Raw genomic sequence first — 18764 nt, forward strand, 5'->3', positions numbered from 1 at the left:
CAGGCTTACAACCTCGCTATGGCAATAATCCAACTTAATCATGCAATTTTTGGTGAACAACAAACCTTGTTATCAAGCCACTTACGCTTGCTATCAGCGAGTCTAGTCAAAACTGTTTGACGTTGTTTCATTAAATGTTTGATAGCAACATTTATCTACGCTCGTATGTTTTGTGTGTTTAGGAGAAAACACATGAAGCGCATCCTCATCAATGCTACCCACGCTGAAGAAATCCGTGTTGCCCTGTGCAATGGCAATCATTTGTATGATTTCGATTTAGAAAACCGTACCCGCGAGCAAAAAAAAGCCAATATTTATAAAGGTCATGTGACCCGTGTCGAGCCATCGCTTGAAGCCGTATTTGTCGAATACGGTTCACAACGTCAAGGTTTTTTACCGATTCGTGAAATCGCCCCAGAGTATCTAGCAGGTGACCCTCGCTCTACCAATAACATCAAACAACTGATTAAAGAAGGCGATGAACTCATCGTTCAGGTGGAAAAAGAAGAACGTGGTAACAAAGGCGCTGCGTTATCTACTTTGATTTCATTGGCGGGTCGTTATTTGGTATTGATGCCCAACAATGCGCGTGGCGGCGGTATCTCTCGCCAAATCTCTGGTAAGTTGCGCGATGAGATGAAGCAAGCGTTAAGTGATCTAAGACTACCCAAAGGCATGAGCGTTATCATCCGTACCGCAGGGATTGGTAAAACCACGGATGAATTACAACAAGACCTTGACCATTTATTAAACATTTGGAAAGGCATCCAACAACAAAGCCAAAAATTTCCCTCACCTCGCCTGTTGCACCAAGAAGCTGGCGTAGTCACCCGTGCCGTACGCGACTACTTGCGTGATGATATCACGGAAATTTGGGTCGACAATGAATACGCCTATAATGAAGCGGCGAATTTTATTGAAGCGGTGATGCCGCAGCAAGCGAATAAACTGCGCAAATACACTGACTATGAGCCGATGTTTGCCCGTTTTGGGATTGAAAAACAAATCGAAACCGCCTACCAACGTGAAGTACGTTTGCCAAGCGGTGGTTCGATTGTAATTGACCAAACTGAAGCCCTGGTATCGATCGATATCAACTCATCAAAAGCTACCAAAGGTGCGGATGTCTCAGAAACGGCGTTTAATACCAATTTGGAAGCGGCAGATGAAATCGCCCGTCAATTACGCCTGCGTGATATGGGTGGTTTGATTGTTATTGACTTTATTGACATGGCAACCGATGACCACCAAAAACAAGTGGAAAATCGTCTCAAAGAAGCCACTAAAAACGACCGCGCGCGTATCCAATTCGCTGAAATTTCACGTTTTGGACTACTTGAAATGAGTCGTCAACGCTTGCGTCCGTCACTTGAAGAAGCGACAGGTTACCTCTGTCCCCGTTGTCACGGTACCGGTATGATTCGTGACTTGCGTTCACTTGCCTTATCAATCATGCGTCAAATCGAACAACGGGCGCTACAAGAGCGTCATGGCGAAATACAAGCCGAAGTGCCAACCGATATCGCCGCATTTTTACTCAACGAAAAACGTGAAACGCTCGTTTGTCTTGAGCAAGAAAGTGGCACGCGCATTACTATCTTGCCGCATGCACATCTTGAATCCCCCGAGTTTAATATCACTTATAACAGTGACGGGTTTGCGCCATCGAGCTATGAGCGTGTCGCCGAAAGCCAACAACAAGAATATAAAGACCGTGGCTACGATACTAGCAACTGGCACACGGATGACAATGAAGTCAGCCGTGTAGCACCGACAGGTAATCATAATGCCTGGAGCAATGCTAGCAACGCCGCCAACACCACGCCTAGCCCTGCAACGCCATCCAACAAGCCTCAGCAAACTGCTAACAATACGACTGCCGCCAAAGCTGCCGCGCCACAACCCGTGCAGCCGGCCGCAACTGTGCCTGCAACTTCTGCAGTCGCTTGGCTATCGAACTTGTTTGCCCCTACCCAGCAAGCACAAGTCACCCCACACTTTAGTGGTCAAGATGCCGCTTCGGCGATTGAAAGTCTCGTCAATACCGGCGCACAAAGCTTGGGGGTGCAAGGTCAAATCAATCACGCCGCATTGACGGCAAGTATCCCTGCGGTGAGCGCAAACACCAGTGAAACCAGCGCCAATCCTTATCAAGAAGCGTCTCAACAACCTTCAGCCACGGCTGAATCAAGCGATAAAGATGCCGAGCGCCGTAAACGTGGTAACCGCAAGCCAAAAGCTAAAAAACCAAATCGTTATCAATCTGAGGCGGCTGAGGCGGAAGTTTCATCACAGGACAATGACAGCAACAAAGACAAATCAAACGATGCGTCAAAAACTGCCAAAACTAGTGAGCTGCCAAAACGCGAGCCGAATAGTCGCCGTGACAGCCGCGGGGTCAAAGAACGCCGTCCGACATTGGCAAACGATGATAGTAACACGGCAGTCATTGAGGTGACAGCGACTGATACTGCTGTTGCCCCTGTCGATGGTAGAAAAAACAACCTATCCAAAGCAGAAAAAACAAAAGCCACAAAACAACGTGACCCCAACAGTGTGCAAGTTCAAGTATTTAAAACTGAACAACAGCAGCCTATAGCTGCGGTTGAAACAACGCATCTCTCGCTAGATGCCAGCAAAAGGGAAATTGCAAAACCTGAGGTGCAGCCACTAGCATCGGCTACGACAACCGAACCCACAACACCCGAACAGGCAATTCAGACGCCAGTTAACCCTAGCAGCGTTACAGTGTCCAATGACGAGGTAGCAGAGCTTTCTACAGCATCCACACCATCTGCGCCATCCGCTGAGCCAGCCACAGCACAGCTGGCAGTGACACCGAGCCAAGGTCGTGCCAAAAATGACCCACGCGAAGTCTATAAGGCTTATCAAGCGCAATTTAGCCCAGTTGCCTCTGTCGTGAGCACTTCGGTGACAAAAATTTCAGGTACGGTCAATCAGTTTATTAACCAGTACTTAGATAATGCCGCTGAAAAAATGGCAACCGGCAGCGTGGTTAGCTGCTTTATCCAAGCCATCGATGCTTTTAATCATCAAGCTGCGACCACCACTACCCCAGCAAAAGATAATGTCGTAGTGGCTGAACAACAGCGTTTTGGGCAGTACTTTAGAAACTATGGCTATGCCAGTCTCTCTGCGCAAAACTTGGATGATTATCATACAGCCATTTTGCCAGCTAATCAGTTCCAACGCCAAGCAGGCAAAACTGACGCTGCGTTACCAGCGGTAACTAAACGTGCCATTAATGATCCACGCGGTTCCTTGGTTAATACTGCTGTCACTCAAGCGCCGACTGACTCAAACCCGCCAGTTGCTGAGCCTAACTCCAATGTAACTGACAGCGTCACCGGTCAAGTAGAAGCAGCCTCAACTCAATCAGCGTCGCCTAGCCAAAACCACCTGCCATATCAAACAGGTAGCGTAGGCGCATGGATTGTGGCGCGCTTGGGCGAGCAAGGTCATGCGTTGATTGAGCAAGGTAAATTGGTCGAAGCTTACTTGCAAGCGCACAATACGCCAGTCTCTGCGACAACAATAGCTGATGATGCTATAGTGGATCAGGACGTTGACTCAGTGCCAACAGCTGATGAACCCGCATTAGACCATAACACTGCCACCGAAGCGCTTGAACAAACGGACGTAGAAGATAGCGCAGAAGCGGCTGCACAAAAACGTAAAACCACACCCGTTAGTTATAAGAACATGATTGAAAGTGTGGCAGAACAAATGAAACCGGCAACCGTTGGTATGCTGACCTTGGCAACCCCAAAAGCACCGAAAACCCGTACGCGTAAAGCTAAGGCGAGCGAAAAACCAGCAGCCAAACCCAAAACGCGTACCAGTAAAAAGGTGGAAAATGCCGTGGTTGTCACTAAAAAATCGACGACCACCGCCCAAACTGACGTAGCGTCCTCTCACGATGAGTCGGTAACGCCGCAGCACAATCAGTAAATCAATCGCGTTTGCGTGCTCGTATAGCAATAAAAAAGCAGTTCAACATGAACTGCTTTTTTATTTTAGCGACAAATTTTAGCTACAATAAATGAACGGGCTTTCCTAATGGGCAGGCTTGTTACGAATTTTTGAAATGACTGTCATGATCGCAACTACCACCAAACCTGCTAGCAAACCAACCAGTGCATTTAATAGGTTGGTGGTTAAGCCTGAAAACGCCCCTGACAAGTCACCTAAATGTTCAATCCCATGATGTAACGCGCCAACGCCATGTGCCAAAATACCACCACCGACCAAGAACATCGCCAAAGTACCGGCGATTGATAGCACTTTCATCAAAATAGGCGCAAAGGCTAATAACGCCTTACCTATACTTTGTGCCGCCGATGATGACTTTTGTTGCAAGTGCAGCCCCAAATCATCTATCTTGACAATCATGGCAACAAAGCCATACACACCCACTGTCATGATGAGTGAAATTACTACCAGTGTTATTGCTTTATCCAGTAAAGGCACCGTTGCCGCAATGGTGCCGAGGGAAATCACAATGATTTCAGCGGACAAAATGAAATCTGTCCGCACTGCCCCTTTGATTTTTTCTTTTTCATGCGCCACCAAATCCACACTTTCATCGGCATTGGCTGCTACCCGCTCGGCTTGCTCGGGGTCGTTACTACCAGAGTGGGGCCAAAATTTGTGCACCACTTTTTCTGCCCCTTCATAACACAGATATAAACCACCAATCATCAACAATCCTGTCACCAAGGCTTGCGAAATCGCACTAATGATTAAAGCCAGCGGCACCAAAATCGCTTTATTGACTAAAGAGCCTTTGGCGACACTCCACACCACAGGCAACTCGCGATCGGCTTTTACCCCTGACACTTGATTGGCGTTGAGTGCCAAATCATCGCCCAACACGCCCGCCGTTTTTTTGGCAGCGACTTTTGTCATCACCGATACATCATCTAGGATGACACTAATATCGTCGAGTAAGGTTAACAAACTAGCAATTGCCATGATAAATTCCTAAAAAATAGTAAAAGATGAAAAAATAATAATAGTTATTAAACTGGCTGAAGATTAGTTAGTTTACAAATTTGTCATTCAAACACAATGTCTAAATTGTATCGCAACTTATCAATAGTTATTCGCTTAAACGTTGAATTTTTTCAATCAACCCAGTTAAACAAACTTTATTAAATAAACTTTCAATCAATTGATAGAACTTGGCTTTGAGCCGATTGCTTTTAGTGGATTGAAAGATTGAGACAAGCAAAAAATTGAAACGGTCAAAAATGTGAGCCCCGACCTAGTAGACCTGGTAGATTATTAACAATAAGTTGACAGGGGTAGCGCTCATACGCCATAACAATATGGTAAAATAAAAACCTATATTAACGTTCTGTGGGTTTTCTCATGCTCATTCGTTTTGCAACTTATCCTGCTAAAACCTCATTAGCTACCCGTTTAATTACCAGTGTCATCGCCGTGGCTGGCATGGTTGGTTTGGCAGGTTGTGATAATGCCCAATCGCGCACACCCGCCAAGTCTGAAACTCAGAAACTTGAAGCGACTAACAGCTCAGCCCCCGCGGCAAAAAATGAATCACAGCTACAGCAACTGCTGGCGGCAAATTTAGCCAAATCAGGTATCACCGCCAAAATCACCTCGGTGACAGCGACCAGTATGCCAAACATCTATTGGGTCAAAGCCGAAGGTTTACCGGCGTTTTTTACCGATGCGACAGGTCAATATGTGGTACAAGGGGATATCATCAAAGTCGGTGGTGCTAAACCTGAGCATATCTCAGCGAACTTGCAAGCGCAAGATGCGAAAGCCAGCCTTGCCACCATTGATAAAAAAGACATGATTATCTTCCCTGCCAAGGGGCAGACGAAAGCAGCAATCTATGTGTTTACTGATGCAGATTGTGGTTATTGCCGTAAATTTCACAGTGAAATTGATGAGGTAAATGCACTGGGTATCGAAGTGCGTTATCTACCTTGGCCACGTAGTGAACAGACCATGCCAATCATGGAAAAAATCTGGTGTAGCAGTGACCGCAAAAAAGCCTTAACCGATGCCAAATTGGGCATGCCTATCAATGCACCGGCTTGCAGTAACCCCGTACGTAAAATTTATGAGTTAGGTGCAAATTTGGGTATCAATGGCACCCCAGCCGTGTTTGACACAGAAGGTCATCAACTTGGCGGTTATGTGCCACCGGCTGAATTGGCACAGGCGCTCAACCTCAAATAAGTTCACCCCTGATGGGATAAAAACCAGCTAGTGCTCATTAGCTGGTTTTTTTATTTTAATTTTTTTGGGCAATTGGATTTTATACCTTACCAATCACAAGTTAGCATGGTATATTTACCTAGCCAACTTTTGAACTTTTATTTTTATATTTTTGACATTTGAGAATTTTTTTTATGAATAATCGACCTATTCAATTAGCGATTTTAGGGCTTGGTACTGTGGGTACTGGGGTGGTTGAACTACTACAAAACAACCTTGATGAAATGACGCGTCGCACAGGACGTGAGATTAAAATTACCCACGTAGGCACGCGTCGCAACCGTACCGATATCCCAACAGATATCAAACAATCTGCCGATTTGCTTGATATCGTTCAGCAAGATGATGTGGATATTGTGGTGGAATTGATGGGCGGTACGACCACGGCTAAAGAGGTGATTTTAGCGGCAATCGAGCATGGCAAACATATTGTGACTGCCAACAAAGCCTTACTGGCAGAACATGGCAATGAGATTTTTGCCAAGGCAGATGCCAAGGGCGTCAAAGTAGCGTATGAAGCCGCGGTTGCAGGCGGTATTCCGATTATCAAAATCTTACGTGAAGGCTTAGCTGCCAACAAAATCGATTGGCTTGCAGGTATCATCAATGGTACAGGCAACTTTATCATGACTGAAATGCGCGATAAAAAGCGGGACTTTGCAGATGTCCTCGCTGAAGCCCAAGCGCTGGGGTATGCCGAAGCCGATCCGACATTTGATGTCGAAGGGATTGATGCTGCGCATAAATTGACGCTGCTTGCGTCAATCGCGTTTGGTATTCCATTGCAATTTGACAAAGTTTACTGTGAAGGCATTACCAAAATCACCAAGCAAGATGTGCGTTATGCCAACGAGCTTGGCTACCGTATCAAGCATTTAGGATTTGCCAAACGTCGTATTTTAGACAGTGGCGAAGAAGGTATTGAATTACGTGTACACCCGACTTTGATTCCAAAACAGGTGTTACTTGCCAATGTGAATGGGGTAAAAAATGCCATCATGGTTGACGCAGAGCCTGTCGGACAAACCTTGTATTACGGTTCGGGTGCCGGCGCAGGCGCGACCGCATCAGCCGTGATGGCAGATGTGGTGGACATGGTACGCGCCCTTGCTGAGACCAATGATTCAACCGCCAATTTGGTGCCGCATCTGGCGTTCCAGCCTGAGACACTCAATAACACACGCATCTTATCAAGCGATGAAATGATCACAGGCTACTATCTGCGCCTACAAGTCAAAGATGATTTGGGTGTACTAGCAGAAGTCACCCGCATTTTAAGTGAGTCTAAAATTAGTATTGATGCAATTTTGCAACAGCCAGCGCATGATGATACTAGCACTGATTTGCCAGTCATTATTATGGTTGACCCCGTTGTTGAGCGCAATATGAATGAAGCGATTGCTAAAATCGAAGCGTTAGATACCGTGACAGATAAGGTGGTGCGCATTCGGTTGGATGAGTTAATGCAGTAAAATTTAGGTAGACTTGACTGAGATATTTTACAGTATTTTCAGTAGTTTAATTTACATTTTAACTATGATAATATGAAATGTATCACATTAGCAAAACTTAAAACATCTATTGTGATTGGCATGGTTGCCGTTTACAACCCTGTTTATAGACCCTAGTGATTTATGTTGTAGTTTGCTTGTCACCACAAAAACCATAACGCAAAGGAAATTTAATATGGAAAATTCAGTCGTAATCGTAGATGGCGTTCGCACCCCAATGGGTGGATTCCAAGGTGATTTGAACGAAGTATCAATGCCAGAGCTTGGTGCAACCGTCATTAAAGAAGCCGTTAACCGTGCTGGCGTAAAACCAGAAGAGATTGACGAAGTTATCATGGGTTGTATCTTAACCGCAGGTGCAGGTCAAAGCCCAGCGCGTCAAGCGATGCGTAAAGCAGGTATCCCAGATGCCACAGGCGCAGTCAATGTCAACAAACTTTGTGGTTCTGGTATGAAAGCTATCATGCTAGGTGCCAACTCAATTCGTAGTGGTGAGTTTGATATCGTGGTAGCAGGTGGTATGGAATCAATGACCAACGCCCCTTATGTACTACCAAAGGCACGTGGTGGTTATCGCATGGGAGATGGCGAGATCAAAGACACCATGTTCTTAGATGGTCTAAAAGATGCCGATACCGGCAAGTTAATGGGTGCATTTGCGCAAGAAATGGCAGATAAACGGGGTATCACACGTGAGGCGATGGATGCATTTGCTATTGAATCGCTAAAACGCGCCAACACCGCCATCAATGAAGGTCACTTCAAAAACGAAATCGTTCCGGTTACTGTCAAAACTCGTAAAGGCGATGTGGTCATTGACACGGATGAACAACCCGGTAAAGCCAATGTAGACAAAATCCCAACCTTAAAACCCGCGTTCTCGAAAGATGGTACAGTCACTGCCGCTAACTCAAGCTCAATCTCTGATGGTGCAGCCGCCGTTGTATTGATGTCAGAAGACAAAGCCAAGGAAAAAGGCTTAAAACCAGTCGCACGTATCGTTGCCCAAGCCACCCACTCACAACACCCAAGCGAATTTACTATCGCACCTATCGAGTGTGTGAAAAAAGTTTTAGCAAAAGCTGGCTGGAGCAAAGAAGACGTTGATCTTTGGGAAATCAATGAAGCATTCGCCATGGTAACCATGCTTGCTATGCAAGAAAATGACCTTGATCATGCTAAGGTTAATATCGAAGGCGGTGCTTGTGCATTGGGTCATCCCGTGGGGGCATCGGGTGCGCGTATCGTAGTCACACTCATCAACTCACTCAAACGCACAGGCGGTAAAAAAGGCATTGCTAGCCTATGTATCGGTGGCGGTGAAGCGGTTGCCTTAGCGATTGAATTAATCTAATTGTCTCATGCTAAAAAAAATCCCTAATCTATATTAGGGATTTTTTTACTCAACGATCGATCTATAACAATCAATCTATCAAGCAATCATCTGATTTTTAGGTTGATATAACTTATGATTGCCAAAGCTAAAAGATTACCCATCACTGTCAAGTAAAAAGCCCTACGAAATTCTGGTTTGGTTGATTTATGGCGCAATAACCAATGGGCAAACGCCGCCCCTACCCAACCCCCAGCAAAAGCTAATTTATAGAGTGACGCTTCTTGCACGCGCCAATCTCCATTTTGTGCAGCTTTTTTATCATGCGCGTATAGCAGATAGGTCGCCAAACTTATCGCAAAATACCAACCTATAATCCATAAGGGTAAGTGCTTAACCAGCACAACAGCGGTCAGTAACATAAAAAACAGCACCCCAATAGCCACCCACGTGAGTAATGTTTGATTTTTAAGGCCGTTTTGAGCTTGACGAACTTGGCGGGCATTTTGTTGGGCAATTTTTTGTCTGACAAACGTCTGTTGCTGCACGTTGACAGCGCAGGGTTTGCCATCTCTGCCTTGCCCCATTTCAAAAACTACCGCTTCATTAAGCACAGGACGTTGGTTCGCTCGGTATTCACTGATATGAAAAAAAATAGCTGGGTCTTGCCAATTGTTATCGGTTTGCTCAATAAATCCAAAGCCTTTGTCATCTTGCCAGTGGATTATTTTTCCCTGATATTTTGTCATTGAAAATCACCTAGTATATGTTTTGATAACTTATTATTTTTTATTACTTATCTTTTATAACGCCTTATTGGGTGGGCAATGGTGTTTCGCGCTAAGTGCTCTACCCAACTTTTTTTATATGTTTTTAATTTATTGCTAAAAGCCAATTTTTTTTACGCTTGGTTGCAAAAGTTACTTAAGACAACTGCCAATTACACCCTCTAAACAAAAATTTATCAAATCCTACTACTTAATGGGAGCTTTTTTCAGTAATCTTGTTTGCAAGTCGAACGATTAAGCGTATGGCAATTTCCATCGTTTTTATCATCGGCGATTTCAACAATTAAGCATCTGTTTCAACAACCAAGTAGCTGTGAAACATCTAATTTGTTGAATCTTAAAAATTTTATTATAACAATTTTCATTTAACTATAAAAAACTATCTTATATTTATTTAGTTTTTAACTTAACTACCTTAATAAAAAATAAACAATAAGATATCTAAAGGAGATTTTTCCATGGCAAGTTTAATACGTTTACGCGATATCCAAGACACCCACGTTGACCTTTTAGGTAACGATTATTTTGATCCAACTGGTAAAACCGCTTATGGCGCCAATGGCGACAAAGTGGGTAGTATTCAAGGTGCTTTAGTTGATGAGAGCACAGGCCGTATTCGCTATTTCATTGTTGATGTAGGTGGCTGGTTTAGCTCGAAAGAAGTTTTAGTACCAGCGGGTTTAGCTCGTATTCAAGACGACAATGTATACTTTGATTCGCTCAGCCGAGATACTGTAGAAACAATGGATAGCTACGATCCTGACTACAACTACAGTATTGAAGAACAAACGGTTCGTGACCGTCACGTATTTGACCGTGCTGCCACACCTGTTAAGCTTACTGATAACGATTACCAATCACCTAATACATTACAGTTACTTGAAGAACGCATTTCAGTCAATAAAGACAAAATCGTAGCGGGTTTACTAAAAGTTGGTAAACACGTTGTGTCTGAGCCACGCACTGTCAACGTTGAGTTAACTGAAGAACAAGCGCATATCCAGCGTACGCCAGTTAACAGACCTACTGACCGCAGCATCGGTGATAATGACAATGCCACTATTGAGGTTGAACTTGAAGCAGAACGTGCAAATGTCAACAAACAAACTTATGTCACTGAAGAAGTTAACGTAGATAAAGTGGCACAAACTCGCACTGAGACCTTTAATGAAACCGTTCGCCGTGAAGAGTTAGATGTACAAAAAGATGGCGTTGAGCGTGTAACGGGTGTTGATACCTTCGATGGTAATGTATCACCTGCAATTGATACAAATGCACCCCGTAAACTTTAATAATAAATATCATTAAAGTTAACTACTATAAAGTTTAACTTCTGCCAACGGTGTTGCCATTGGTTAGAAAAAGGCAGATGATTTCATCTGTCTTTTTTGTGGTTGTCATATATTATTACAAAATTTTGGAACAATAACTTTGCAATGGAAAACACTTTATGAAAAACCCGATGACAAATACTACCGAACTAAACACTAATGATACCCATACTCATGATAACATTGTTAAAACCGTCGATCTTCGTGAAGATACCACTAACACCTTAGAGCTATTAGCTGAACGCCCCCAAGTGCAAATTGAGCGATTTATCAAAGACAATATTAAATTATCAAAAAAAATCATCAGCCAAACGGTTAACGTTCCTGTGACACTCAATCAAGAAGTGTTAGTGATTGAACATGTATTTGCCCAGCCTAGCACCTCTCATGATAATTTAGTTAGTGTGGTTACTAATAACGTCAATGTGCCACAGTTGATGGTGAATGGGCAAGCGATTACTTTAGGCGATACCCCGATTGAGATTCCTCTACTTCAACAAACAGCGAAAGTGAATATTGAAACCATTGTGGCGGAAAAAGTACAGTTAATGACTCAAAACGTCAGTCATGAAACGCAAATTCCTGTGACACTGCGCCATGAAGAATTGGTTAAAGAAAAAGTTGAATACGATGAGCCAACAGTATTGGCGACAACGCATATCCCACCTGAAGATGTTAACTTGGTTTCAAAGTAATTCCTTTCTACTTTGTTTGGATGAGCTCGCCTTAGCTTCTGTTGGCGTGTCTTTTGTTGGCGCGTGTTGGTATGTAATTTGGGTGTGGCATACATCAACATAATAGTGGCATTATAATGTCACACCTAGCATTTTTAATTGGTTAGGTTTAATCAATTAGGCTCGATGATGGGCAGGTATTGTAGATTTATGAGTAATCTCTGGCAATAAATCCAAAAATCCTTGAATATAAGCCACCTCTTTACTTGTGGTACGGGTCGCCGCATAAAGCTGGCAAAACACGCCTTCCCCCAATGCTCTTGATATTACCCAGCCTTTTTTTTCGTATTCATTGACCACCCAATTTGGTAACGAGGCCACCCCTCGTTCACTCGCAACCAGCTGAATTAACATCGCAGTCAATTCTGTGGTTCTTAGTTTCTTGGGCGCAAGTCCTGCAGGGGCAAAAAAATGCGCGATGATATCAAGGCGTTTGGCCTCCACAGGATAGACGATGAGCGTTTCATCAATCAAATCTTCTGGCAAAATCGGCGATTTTTTATCGACTAATGGGTGCGTTGGTGACAACACCAAGCGACTTTCATATTGGAATAACGGCAGATAACTGATTCCCTCCAAGGGTAAGCGACTGGCTGTGATAAGCACATCAATTTCTTCATCGAGTAGCATTTGGTGAGGCTCAGGTTCAAAGCCTGAGCTAAAGTCCAGCTCAACGTCTTGCCATTCCCTGCGATAACGATTAAGAATAGGCATCAACCAATCAAAACAGCTATGACATTCCGAGGCCAAACGTAATTGTCCCGTTTGACCACGACCCAGTCTTTTAAGGTTGGCGGTGGTACGATTAAATTGCGGTAGCACACTGTCCGCAAGTTTGAGTACTTCTTTGCCTGCTGGGGTAAAGCTTAGCGGTCTTGAGCGGCGATTGACGAGGCTAACACCATAATAATTTTCGATTTCTTTGAGCTGATGGGACACCGCTGATGCCGTGACATACAAGTCCTCAGCCGCGGCAGCAAGCGAGCCTTGCTCACGTAGTGCGGTCAATAATTGAAGGTGGCGGATTTCAAGCATAAAATAATTTTACCGTTTGCCAAGCCCAAAAGAAAAAAGTTCATGATTTGGTGAAACCATGAACTACTTTAACAAGAAACGTGAAAAAAGTTAATCAATTTCAAGTCAAAGCGGCCGTATTACTCAATCACTTTGACTAACTATCACTGATAATGTGCTCTTCTTCATCTTTGAAATTACGCGTCACAAGTAACTGGTCAATTTTATGATGATCAATATCGACTACTTCAAATTTATAACCTTGATATTCAACAAAATCCGCAGGGCGAGGAATTTTGCGCAGTTTGTACATCATAAAACCTGCTAAAGTTTCATAATTGTCCCAATCGGGAAAATCTTCGATACCGAGCGCATGTTTGACATTTTCAATCGGTGTGGTACCTTCAATCAGCCATGAAAATTCATCACGCTGGATAATCTGCTGCTCATCTTCAATCGGTGCGACCCAATCTCCCATCACTGTCATCATGATATCAGATAGCGTAATGACACCGACAATGAGCGCATACTCATTCATCACCACAGCAAATTTTTCTTTACTGGAGCGAAAACGGTCTAACAGCTCAGATAAGGTTAATGTATCGGGGATGATTAATACATTACGAATCGTAGTTTCATTGAGCAAAATTTGCGACTGGTTACTAAGAAGTTTTACCAAAATATCTTTGGTATCGACATACCCAATCACTTCATCAATATGGTCTTTACATACCAAAAATTTTGAATACGGGTAATTGGCGATTTTTTGGCGAATACTTTGCTCAGACTCGCCAAGAGTGAAATACACCACATCTTCACGGGTGGTCATGCTAGAGGGCACATTACGTTCTTCAAGCTCAAAAACGTTTTCGATAAAGTGATGTTCTTGCTTGAGCAACACCCCCGCTTGCGCCCCTGCATCCACCACGGCAGAAACATCATCAAAGGTGATATTTTCTTCTCTTACCATGTTGATTTTGAAAATTCTAAAAATCAGATTTGCCAGCCCGTTGATAATCCATGCCAGCGGCTTAAATACTTTGATTGACAACAAGACAGGCTCAATCACCGCTAACGCCACGCGTTCTGGGTTAATCATGCCAATGCGTTTGGGAATCAAATCAGCAAACAAAATAAACAACAAAGTGACTAGCAAAAATGACATTATAAAACCGATATTATCAAGCATTTTGCCTTGATAAAATGGCGAAATAAGGTCAATAAAGTAGGGACGAAGCGCAGACTCACCGACAATACCGCCCAAAATTGCCACGGCATTTAGCCCTATTTGTGAGGTAGCAAAAAATTCGGCAGAATTTTCTTGTAAATGTAAAATTTTATTGGCGCGATTGTCACCCGATTCTGCCAACAACTTTAGCTTGATGCGTCTAGCACCTGCCAAGGCAATTTCGGAAATGGAGAAAAAACTGGAAATCAACACTAATATACAAATAATTAGTAGATTTTGGAATAAACTCACAATACACCTATATTTATCTATTTTTATCTAGACAACATAACAGATTTGGCAAAAAATTTCTTAGACTTTATAGTAAAGCAATAGTAGTAAACAAACATTGATAAAGAAACGATAATAAAGAAATATGATAAAGAAAAAGGGATAAGAAAACATTGGTAAAAAAATATGGGTAAAAAACTACACGCATAAAAAAACCCTTGATTTCAATCAAGGGTTTTTTTAATAACAACATGATTATACACGTTCAATAATGGTGGCAATCCCTTGACCCAGACCAATACACATAGTGGCAAGACCGAGTTGGGTGTCTTGTTGCTCCATCACATTTAGAAGTGTGGTGGTGATACGCGCACCAGAACAGCCTAGTGGGTGACCTAACGCGATAGCACCACCATTTAGGTTAACGATGTCTAGTTTGTCTTGTAGGTTTAAGCCCTTAAGAACCGATAAGCCTTGTGCGGCAAATGCTTCGTTTAGCTCGATGGTTTGCATATCGTCGATGCTCATGCCAGCGCGTTTTAAGGCTTTTTTGGTGGCAGGCACTGGCCCATAACCCATGATAGCGGCATCACAGCCTGCAACTGCCATACCGCGAATACGGGCACGCGGTGTTAGTCCTAAATCTTTGGCTTTTTGTGCAGACATGATAAGCATCGCAGATGCACCATCAGATAAGGCTGATGAGGTGGCAGCTGTTACGGTACCGCCTTTAGGATCAAATACGGGGCGTAATGCCGCAAATGATTGCATGTTGGCATCAGGACGAATCACTTCATCGATGGTGCAAAGTTGTAGGTTACCGTTTTCGTCATGACCTTCAATGCCGATGATTTCGTTTTTGAAACGACCTTGCTGTGTCGCTTCCCAGGCACGGCGATGTGATTCTACACCAAACGCATCTTGTTCTTGACGGCTGATGTTATTCATACGTCCAAGCATTTCAGCGGTTAAACCCATCATGTTAGAGGCTTTTGCATAGTATTTTGAAGCCTCTGGATTGATGTCAATACCGTGCATCATACCCACGTGACCCATATGCTCAACACCGCCAATAATGAACACATCACCTTGACCTGTCATGATTTGTGCCGCTGCGGTGTGAAGCGCTTGCATGGATGAACCGCATAAACGGTTGACCGTTTGACCTGCCGTAGTACGTGGTAATTCAGCCAATAAACCAATGTTACGACCAATATTCATACCTTGCTCTAGGGTTTGGTTGACACAGCCCCAGATGACATCTTCTACAAGTTTGGTATCAAACGGGTTACGCGCTACCAAAGCTTTAACAAGCTCCGCAGACATGCTGTCAGCGCGTACATTGCGGAACATACCATTTTTTGATTTGCCCATTGCGGTACGAACGCCATCGACAATCACGACATCTTTTGGACTTAATGTAGTCATTCTATTCTCCTTAAAATTTATAATCGTCGATTACGCTTGTGGGTAAAAAGTTTTACCATTTGCCGCCATATCACGAATCATTTGTGGCGCTTCATAGGCTTTACCTAAGCTTGCGTATTTGTCGCAAAGGGCTAGGTAATTTTGTAGACCGATTTGGTCGATGTAACGGCATGGGCCACCACGGAATGGCGGGAAACCAATACCCATAATCATCGCCATGTCTGCCTCTGCAGGCGTCGATACGATGTTGTCCTCTAAGCAGCGAACCGTTTCATTACATAATGCAATCATCAAACGATCGATGATTTCTTGGTCTTCAAACTGTTTTGGCGCATCGATAAAGGGTTTTAGTAATTCAACGGTTTGTGGATCGGCAGTTTTAACTGGCTTACCTTTTTTATCCGTTTCATATTTGTAGAAACCAACGCCATTTTTTTGACCTAAGCGATTGGCTTCAAACAATATCTGACCGCTCACTTTGTAGTCTGGTTTCATACGGTCTGGGAAGCCTTCCGCCATGACTTCTGCCCCATGAACCCCAGTGTCGATACCCACAACGTCCATCAAGTAGGCAGGACCCATTGGCCAACCAAATTTTTCCATGACTTTGTCGATTTGAACAAAATCAGCACCTTGTTTGATCAATAAGTCAAACGCACCGAAGTAAGGGAATAATACGCGGTTAACTAAGAAACCTGGGCAGTCATTTACCACCACGGGCACTTTACCCATTTTTTCTGCTAACGCTACCGTAGTCGCTACCGCTTCTTCGCTTGATTTTTCACCACGAATTACTTCAACTAGCGGCATACGATGGACTGGGTTAAAGAAGTGCATGCCGACGAAGTTTTCTGGGCGCTCAAGTACCGATGCAAGATAAGTAATTGAAATGGTAGAAGTGTTAGATGCCAAGATTGCATCTTTTTTCACTAAACCTTCAACTTCTTTTAATACCGCGTGTTTAACTTTTGGATTTTCAACAACCGCTTCAATCACGATGTCAGTCTCACCAAAATCACCGTAGTTGAGCGTAGGACGGATACGGCTTAAAGTTTCGCCCATTTGTGCTGGGGTTACTTTACCGCGTGCCATACCGCTTGATAGGTGTTTGCTGGCCTCGCGCATACCTAAGTCAAGTTGCTCTGCCTTGATGTCTTTCATGATGATGGGCAAGCCTTTTGAGGCAGCTTGGTAAGCGATACCGCCACCCATGATACCTGCGCCCAATACAGCAGCTTCTTTAATATCATGCGCTTTGGCGCTGTGAGTTTTAGCGAGTTTACGAACCGCTTGGTCGTTTAAGAATAGACCGACTAGGCTTTCTGCTTGTGGGGTTTTTGCTGCTTTTGCAAAACCTGCAGATTCAATTTCTAACGCTTTGTCACGTGGTAGGTTCACGTGTCTTTCGATGGACTCTAAGGCAATTTTTGGTGCTGGGTACTGGGCTGGATTGGCTTTTGAGAACAGTACACCTTTGGCTGAGTTAAATGCCATGGTTTGTTCTAGGGCGTTTAATTTGACTGGATTGATTTTTTCGTCATGGCGTGCTTTCCAATCTAGATCGCCTGCGATACATTTTTTGACTAAATCAATCGCTGAAGCTTCTAACTGGTCAGCGGCAACAACCGCATCCACCATACCGACTTTCAATGCAGCGGCTGGTTTTTGTGCTTCGCCAGTTGCGATGATTTCAAGCGCGTTATCGATACCGATGATACGTGGCAAGCGCACTGAACCACCAAAGCCTGGGAATATGCCCAATTTAACTTCGGGTAAACCGATGCTTGCTTTGTCACTCATGACACGGTAGTCACACACCAACGTCATCTCTGTACCACCGCCCATGGATGCGCCATTGATTGCCGCAACTTTTGGAAAAGGCAAATCTTCAAAACGGTTGAATGTTTTGTTGATGTCAAATACCCAAGAAGCAATCTCGCCTTCTGGTTTTTTGAAGTTACCAACAAATTCAGTGATATCTGCACCAGCGATGAAAACTTTTTTTCCTGAAGTAACGATTAGACCTTTAACGTCTGAAGATTGTTCTAATGCCGTGACTGCTTCGCCAAATTCTTTGATGGTGGCTTGGTCAAATTTATTAACGCTCTCAGTTTGATTATCGTAGTTTAATTTAGCAATACCGTCTTCGAGTAGCGATACCGAGATGCTATTTCCTTGATAAATCATTGCTAACTCCTTGAGTTATGTTGAAATCAACGGGGAAAACCGAAAAAATGATGTTTTGCACGATGTCTTTATATGATGTCTTTAAAAGATGCTTGTGAAAAGATGCTTGTTAAAATTTTTACATACCGCAGACAAAACAAAATCTTGACTAGTTTACTATGTTTGCGGTAAGTTGAGAATAACGCAAATGACTGTTTAGTCATTGGCTAGCAACGGGGCCGCTGCTGCTGCGGGTTTTGTTGCCAAACTTATTATCTTGCCACTGGGCAAAAGTCAGCAAAAATGTCCTTGAAGCAGCCAATTTTTATCACTAACCCCTCTATTTGAATTCGACATACTGCTTGACATAATTGGCGCTTAGCGTGGTGGAATTGACGCAAATCTGTAAATTGCCAGCAGGCACCTCACTTTTAAATTCCTGCAGATGCGCTTTGATAGCGTCGGCGATGCGCTGCGCCAATGATTGAATGGTAGCGTCATCACGCCCTGGCATCAGATAAAAATGCGCCATAACAAAGGCTTCATCTCCGCTATCGGTCAGTCCTACTAAAGCGTGGTTTGGGTAGTAAATACGTGATTTAATATCACTTTGTAGCTTAAAATTGCCAGACTGCCATAGCGTATCATTGACCCGCGCTAGCAGGTTATCAGGCTGACTAATAAGATGGTCGTGACTCACTTCAATAATGACATTGGGCATGGT

The 18764-nt window shown here is 43.7% G+C and carries 13 protein-coding genes; 6 read left to right on the forward strand and 7 right to left on the reverse strand.

Annotation, left to right across the window (positions count from 1 at the left end):
- Window positions 1-192: 192 nt before the first annotated feature.
- The gene (locus RT034_RS03485) at window positions 193-3972 is read left to right on the forward strand and encodes an Rne/Rng family ribonuclease (RefSeq protein WP_313013727.1); all 3780 of its coding nucleotides are present in this window, start codon (window positions 193-195) and stop codon (window positions 3970-3972) included.
- A gap of 105 nt (window positions 3973-4077) precedes the next feature.
- Here RT034_RS03485 and RT034_RS03490 read toward each other — a convergent pair whose 3' ends face one another.
- Window positions 4078-4995 carry a DUF808 domain-containing protein gene (locus RT034_RS03490; RefSeq protein ID WP_313013730.1) on the reverse strand — a complete coding sequence of 306 codons (918 nt, stop codon included), beginning with the start codon at window positions 4993-4995 and terminating at the stop codon, window positions 4078-4080.
- Between the two features lie 399 nt (window positions 4996-5394).
- On the opposite strand from RT034_RS03490, the gene RT034_RS03495 reads away from it, so the two are divergent.
- The 3 genes from RT034_RS03495 to RT034_RS03505 all read left to right on the forward strand — a co-directional run bounded on the left by RT034_RS03495 (window position 5395) and on the right by RT034_RS03505 (window position 9141).
- Window positions 5395-6237 carry a DsbC family protein gene (locus RT034_RS03495; RefSeq protein ID WP_313013733.1) on the forward strand — a complete coding sequence of 281 codons (843 nt, stop codon included), beginning with the start codon at window positions 5395-5397 and terminating at the stop codon, window positions 6235-6237.
- Window positions 6238-6410: 173 nt separating this feature from the next.
- Window positions 6411-7748: a homoserine dehydrogenase gene (locus tag RT034_RS03500; protein WP_313013736.1), complete on the forward strand. Its 1338-nt coding sequence runs from the start codon at window positions 6411-6413 to the stop codon at window positions 7746-7748.
- A gap of 214 nt (window positions 7749-7962) precedes the next feature.
- Window positions 7963-9141 carry a thiolase family protein gene (locus RT034_RS03505; protein ID WP_312522427.1) on the forward strand — a complete coding sequence of 393 codons (1179 nt, stop codon included), beginning with the start codon at window positions 7963-7965 and terminating at the stop codon, window positions 9139-9141.
- 86 nt (window positions 9142-9227) lie between these two features.
- Here the strand turns inward: RT034_RS03505 and RT034_RS03510 are convergent, their stop codons facing one another.
- The gene (locus RT034_RS03510; protein ID WP_313013739.1) at window positions 9228-9869 is read right to left on the reverse strand and encodes a DUF1294 domain-containing protein; all 642 of its coding nucleotides are present in this window, start codon (window positions 9867-9869) and stop codon (window positions 9228-9230) included.
- Between the two features lie 497 nt (window positions 9870-10366).
- Here RT034_RS03510 and RT034_RS03515 point away from each other — a divergent pair, with 497 nt between their 5' ends.
- Both RT034_RS03515 and RT034_RS03520 read left to right on the forward strand, forming a co-directional pair.
- On the forward strand, window positions 10367-11200 hold the full coding sequence (locus RT034_RS03515) for a DUF2382 domain-containing protein (RefSeq protein ID WP_313013742.1): 834 nt from the start codon (window positions 10367-10369) through the stop codon (window positions 11198-11200).
- A gap of 170 nt (window positions 11201-11370) precedes the next feature.
- A complete protein-coding gene (locus RT034_RS03520; protein ID WP_313013744.1) occupies window positions 11371-11934 on the forward strand; it encodes a DUF2382 domain-containing protein in 564 nt (187 codons plus the stop codon).
- A gap of 156 nt (window positions 11935-12090) precedes the next feature.
- Here the strand turns inward: RT034_RS03520 and RT034_RS03525 are convergent, their stop codons facing one another.
- The 5 genes from RT034_RS03525 to RT034_RS03545 all read right to left on the reverse strand — a co-directional run bounded on the left by RT034_RS03525 (window position 12091) and on the right by RT034_RS03545 (window position 18761).
- On the reverse strand, window positions 12091-13008 hold the full coding sequence (locus RT034_RS03525) for a LysR family transcriptional regulator (RefSeq protein WP_312535114.1): 918 nt from the start codon (window positions 13006-13008) through the stop codon (window positions 12091-12093).
- Between the two features lie 136 nt (window positions 13009-13144).
- A complete protein-coding gene (gene paeA / locus RT034_RS03530) occupies window positions 13145-14467 on the reverse strand; it encodes a polyamine export protein PaeA (protein WP_050324660.1) in 1323 nt (440 codons plus the stop codon).
- Window positions 14468-14701: 234 nt separating this feature from the next.
- Window positions 14702-15874, reverse strand: coding sequence for an acetyl-CoA C-acyltransferase FadA (gene fadA, locus RT034_RS03535; protein ID WP_007115528.1), 1173 nt, complete (start codon window positions 15872-15874; stop codon window positions 14702-14704).
- Between the two features lie 30 nt (window positions 15875-15904).
- Window positions 15905-18061: a fatty acid oxidation complex subunit alpha FadB gene (fadB, locus tag RT034_RS03540; protein WP_313013752.1), complete on the reverse strand. Its 2157-nt coding sequence runs from the start codon at window positions 18059-18061 to the stop codon at window positions 15905-15907.
- Between the two features lie 319 nt (window positions 18062-18380).
- Window positions 18381-18761 carry a 5-carboxymethyl-2-hydroxymuconate Delta-isomerase gene (locus tag RT034_RS03545; RefSeq protein ID WP_313013755.1) on the reverse strand — a complete coding sequence of 127 codons (381 nt, stop codon included), beginning with the start codon at window positions 18759-18761 and terminating at the stop codon, window positions 18381-18383.
- Window positions 18762-18764 lie beyond the last annotated feature (3 nt).

The organism is Moraxella sp. CTOTU48841, assembly GCF_032061225.1.
In the GTDB taxonomy this organism is placed as follows: Bacteria; Pseudomonadota; Gammaproteobacteria; order Pseudomonadales; family Moraxellaceae; genus Faucicola; species Faucicola cinerea.

Bases quoted from the DNA above. Each gene is read 5' to 3' on its own strand.
- RT034_RS03485 (WP_313013727.1), top strand. From the start codon at position 193: ATGAAGCGCATCCTCATCAATGCTACCCACGCTGAAGAAATCCGTGTT.
- RT034_RS03490 (WP_313013730.1), bottom strand. From the start codon at position 4,995: ATGGCAATTGCTAGTTTGTTAACCTTACTCGACGATATTAGTGTCATC.
- RT034_RS03525 (WP_312535114.1), bottom strand. From the start codon at position 13,008: ATGCTTGAAATCCGCCACCTTCAATTATTGACCGCACTACGTGAGCAA.
- RT034_RS03505 (WP_312522427.1), top strand. From the start codon at position 7,963: ATGGAAAATTCAGTCGTAATCGTAGATGGCGTTCGCACCCCAATGGGT.
- RT034_RS03520 (WP_313013744.1), top strand. From the start codon at position 11,371: ATGACAAATACTACCGAACTAAACACTAATGATACCCATACTCATGAT.
- RT034_RS03500 (WP_313013736.1), top strand. From the start codon at position 6,411: ATGAATAATCGACCTATTCAATTAGCGATTTTAGGGCTTGGTACTGTG.
- fadA (WP_007115528.1), bottom strand. From the start codon at position 15,874: ATGACTACATTAAGTCCAAAAGATGTCGTGATTGTCGATGGCGTTCGT.
- RT034_RS03515 (WP_313013742.1), top strand. From the start codon at position 10,367: ATGGCAAGTTTAATACGTTTACGCGATATCCAAGACACCCACGTTGAC.
- RT034_RS03545 (WP_313013755.1), bottom strand. From the start codon at position 18,761: ATGCCCAATGTCATTATTGAAGTGAGTCACGACCATCTTATTAGTCAG.
- RT034_RS03495 (WP_313013733.1), top strand. From the start codon at position 5,395: ATGCTCATTCGTTTTGCAACTTATCCTGCTAAAACCTCATTAGCTACC.
- fadB (WP_313013752.1), bottom strand. From the start codon at position 18,061: ATGATTTATCAAGGAAATAGCATCTCGGTATCGCTACTCGAAGACGGT.
- RT034_RS03510 (WP_313013739.1), bottom strand. From the start codon at position 9,869: ATGACAAAATATCAGGGAAAAATAATCCACTGGCAAGATGACAAAGGC.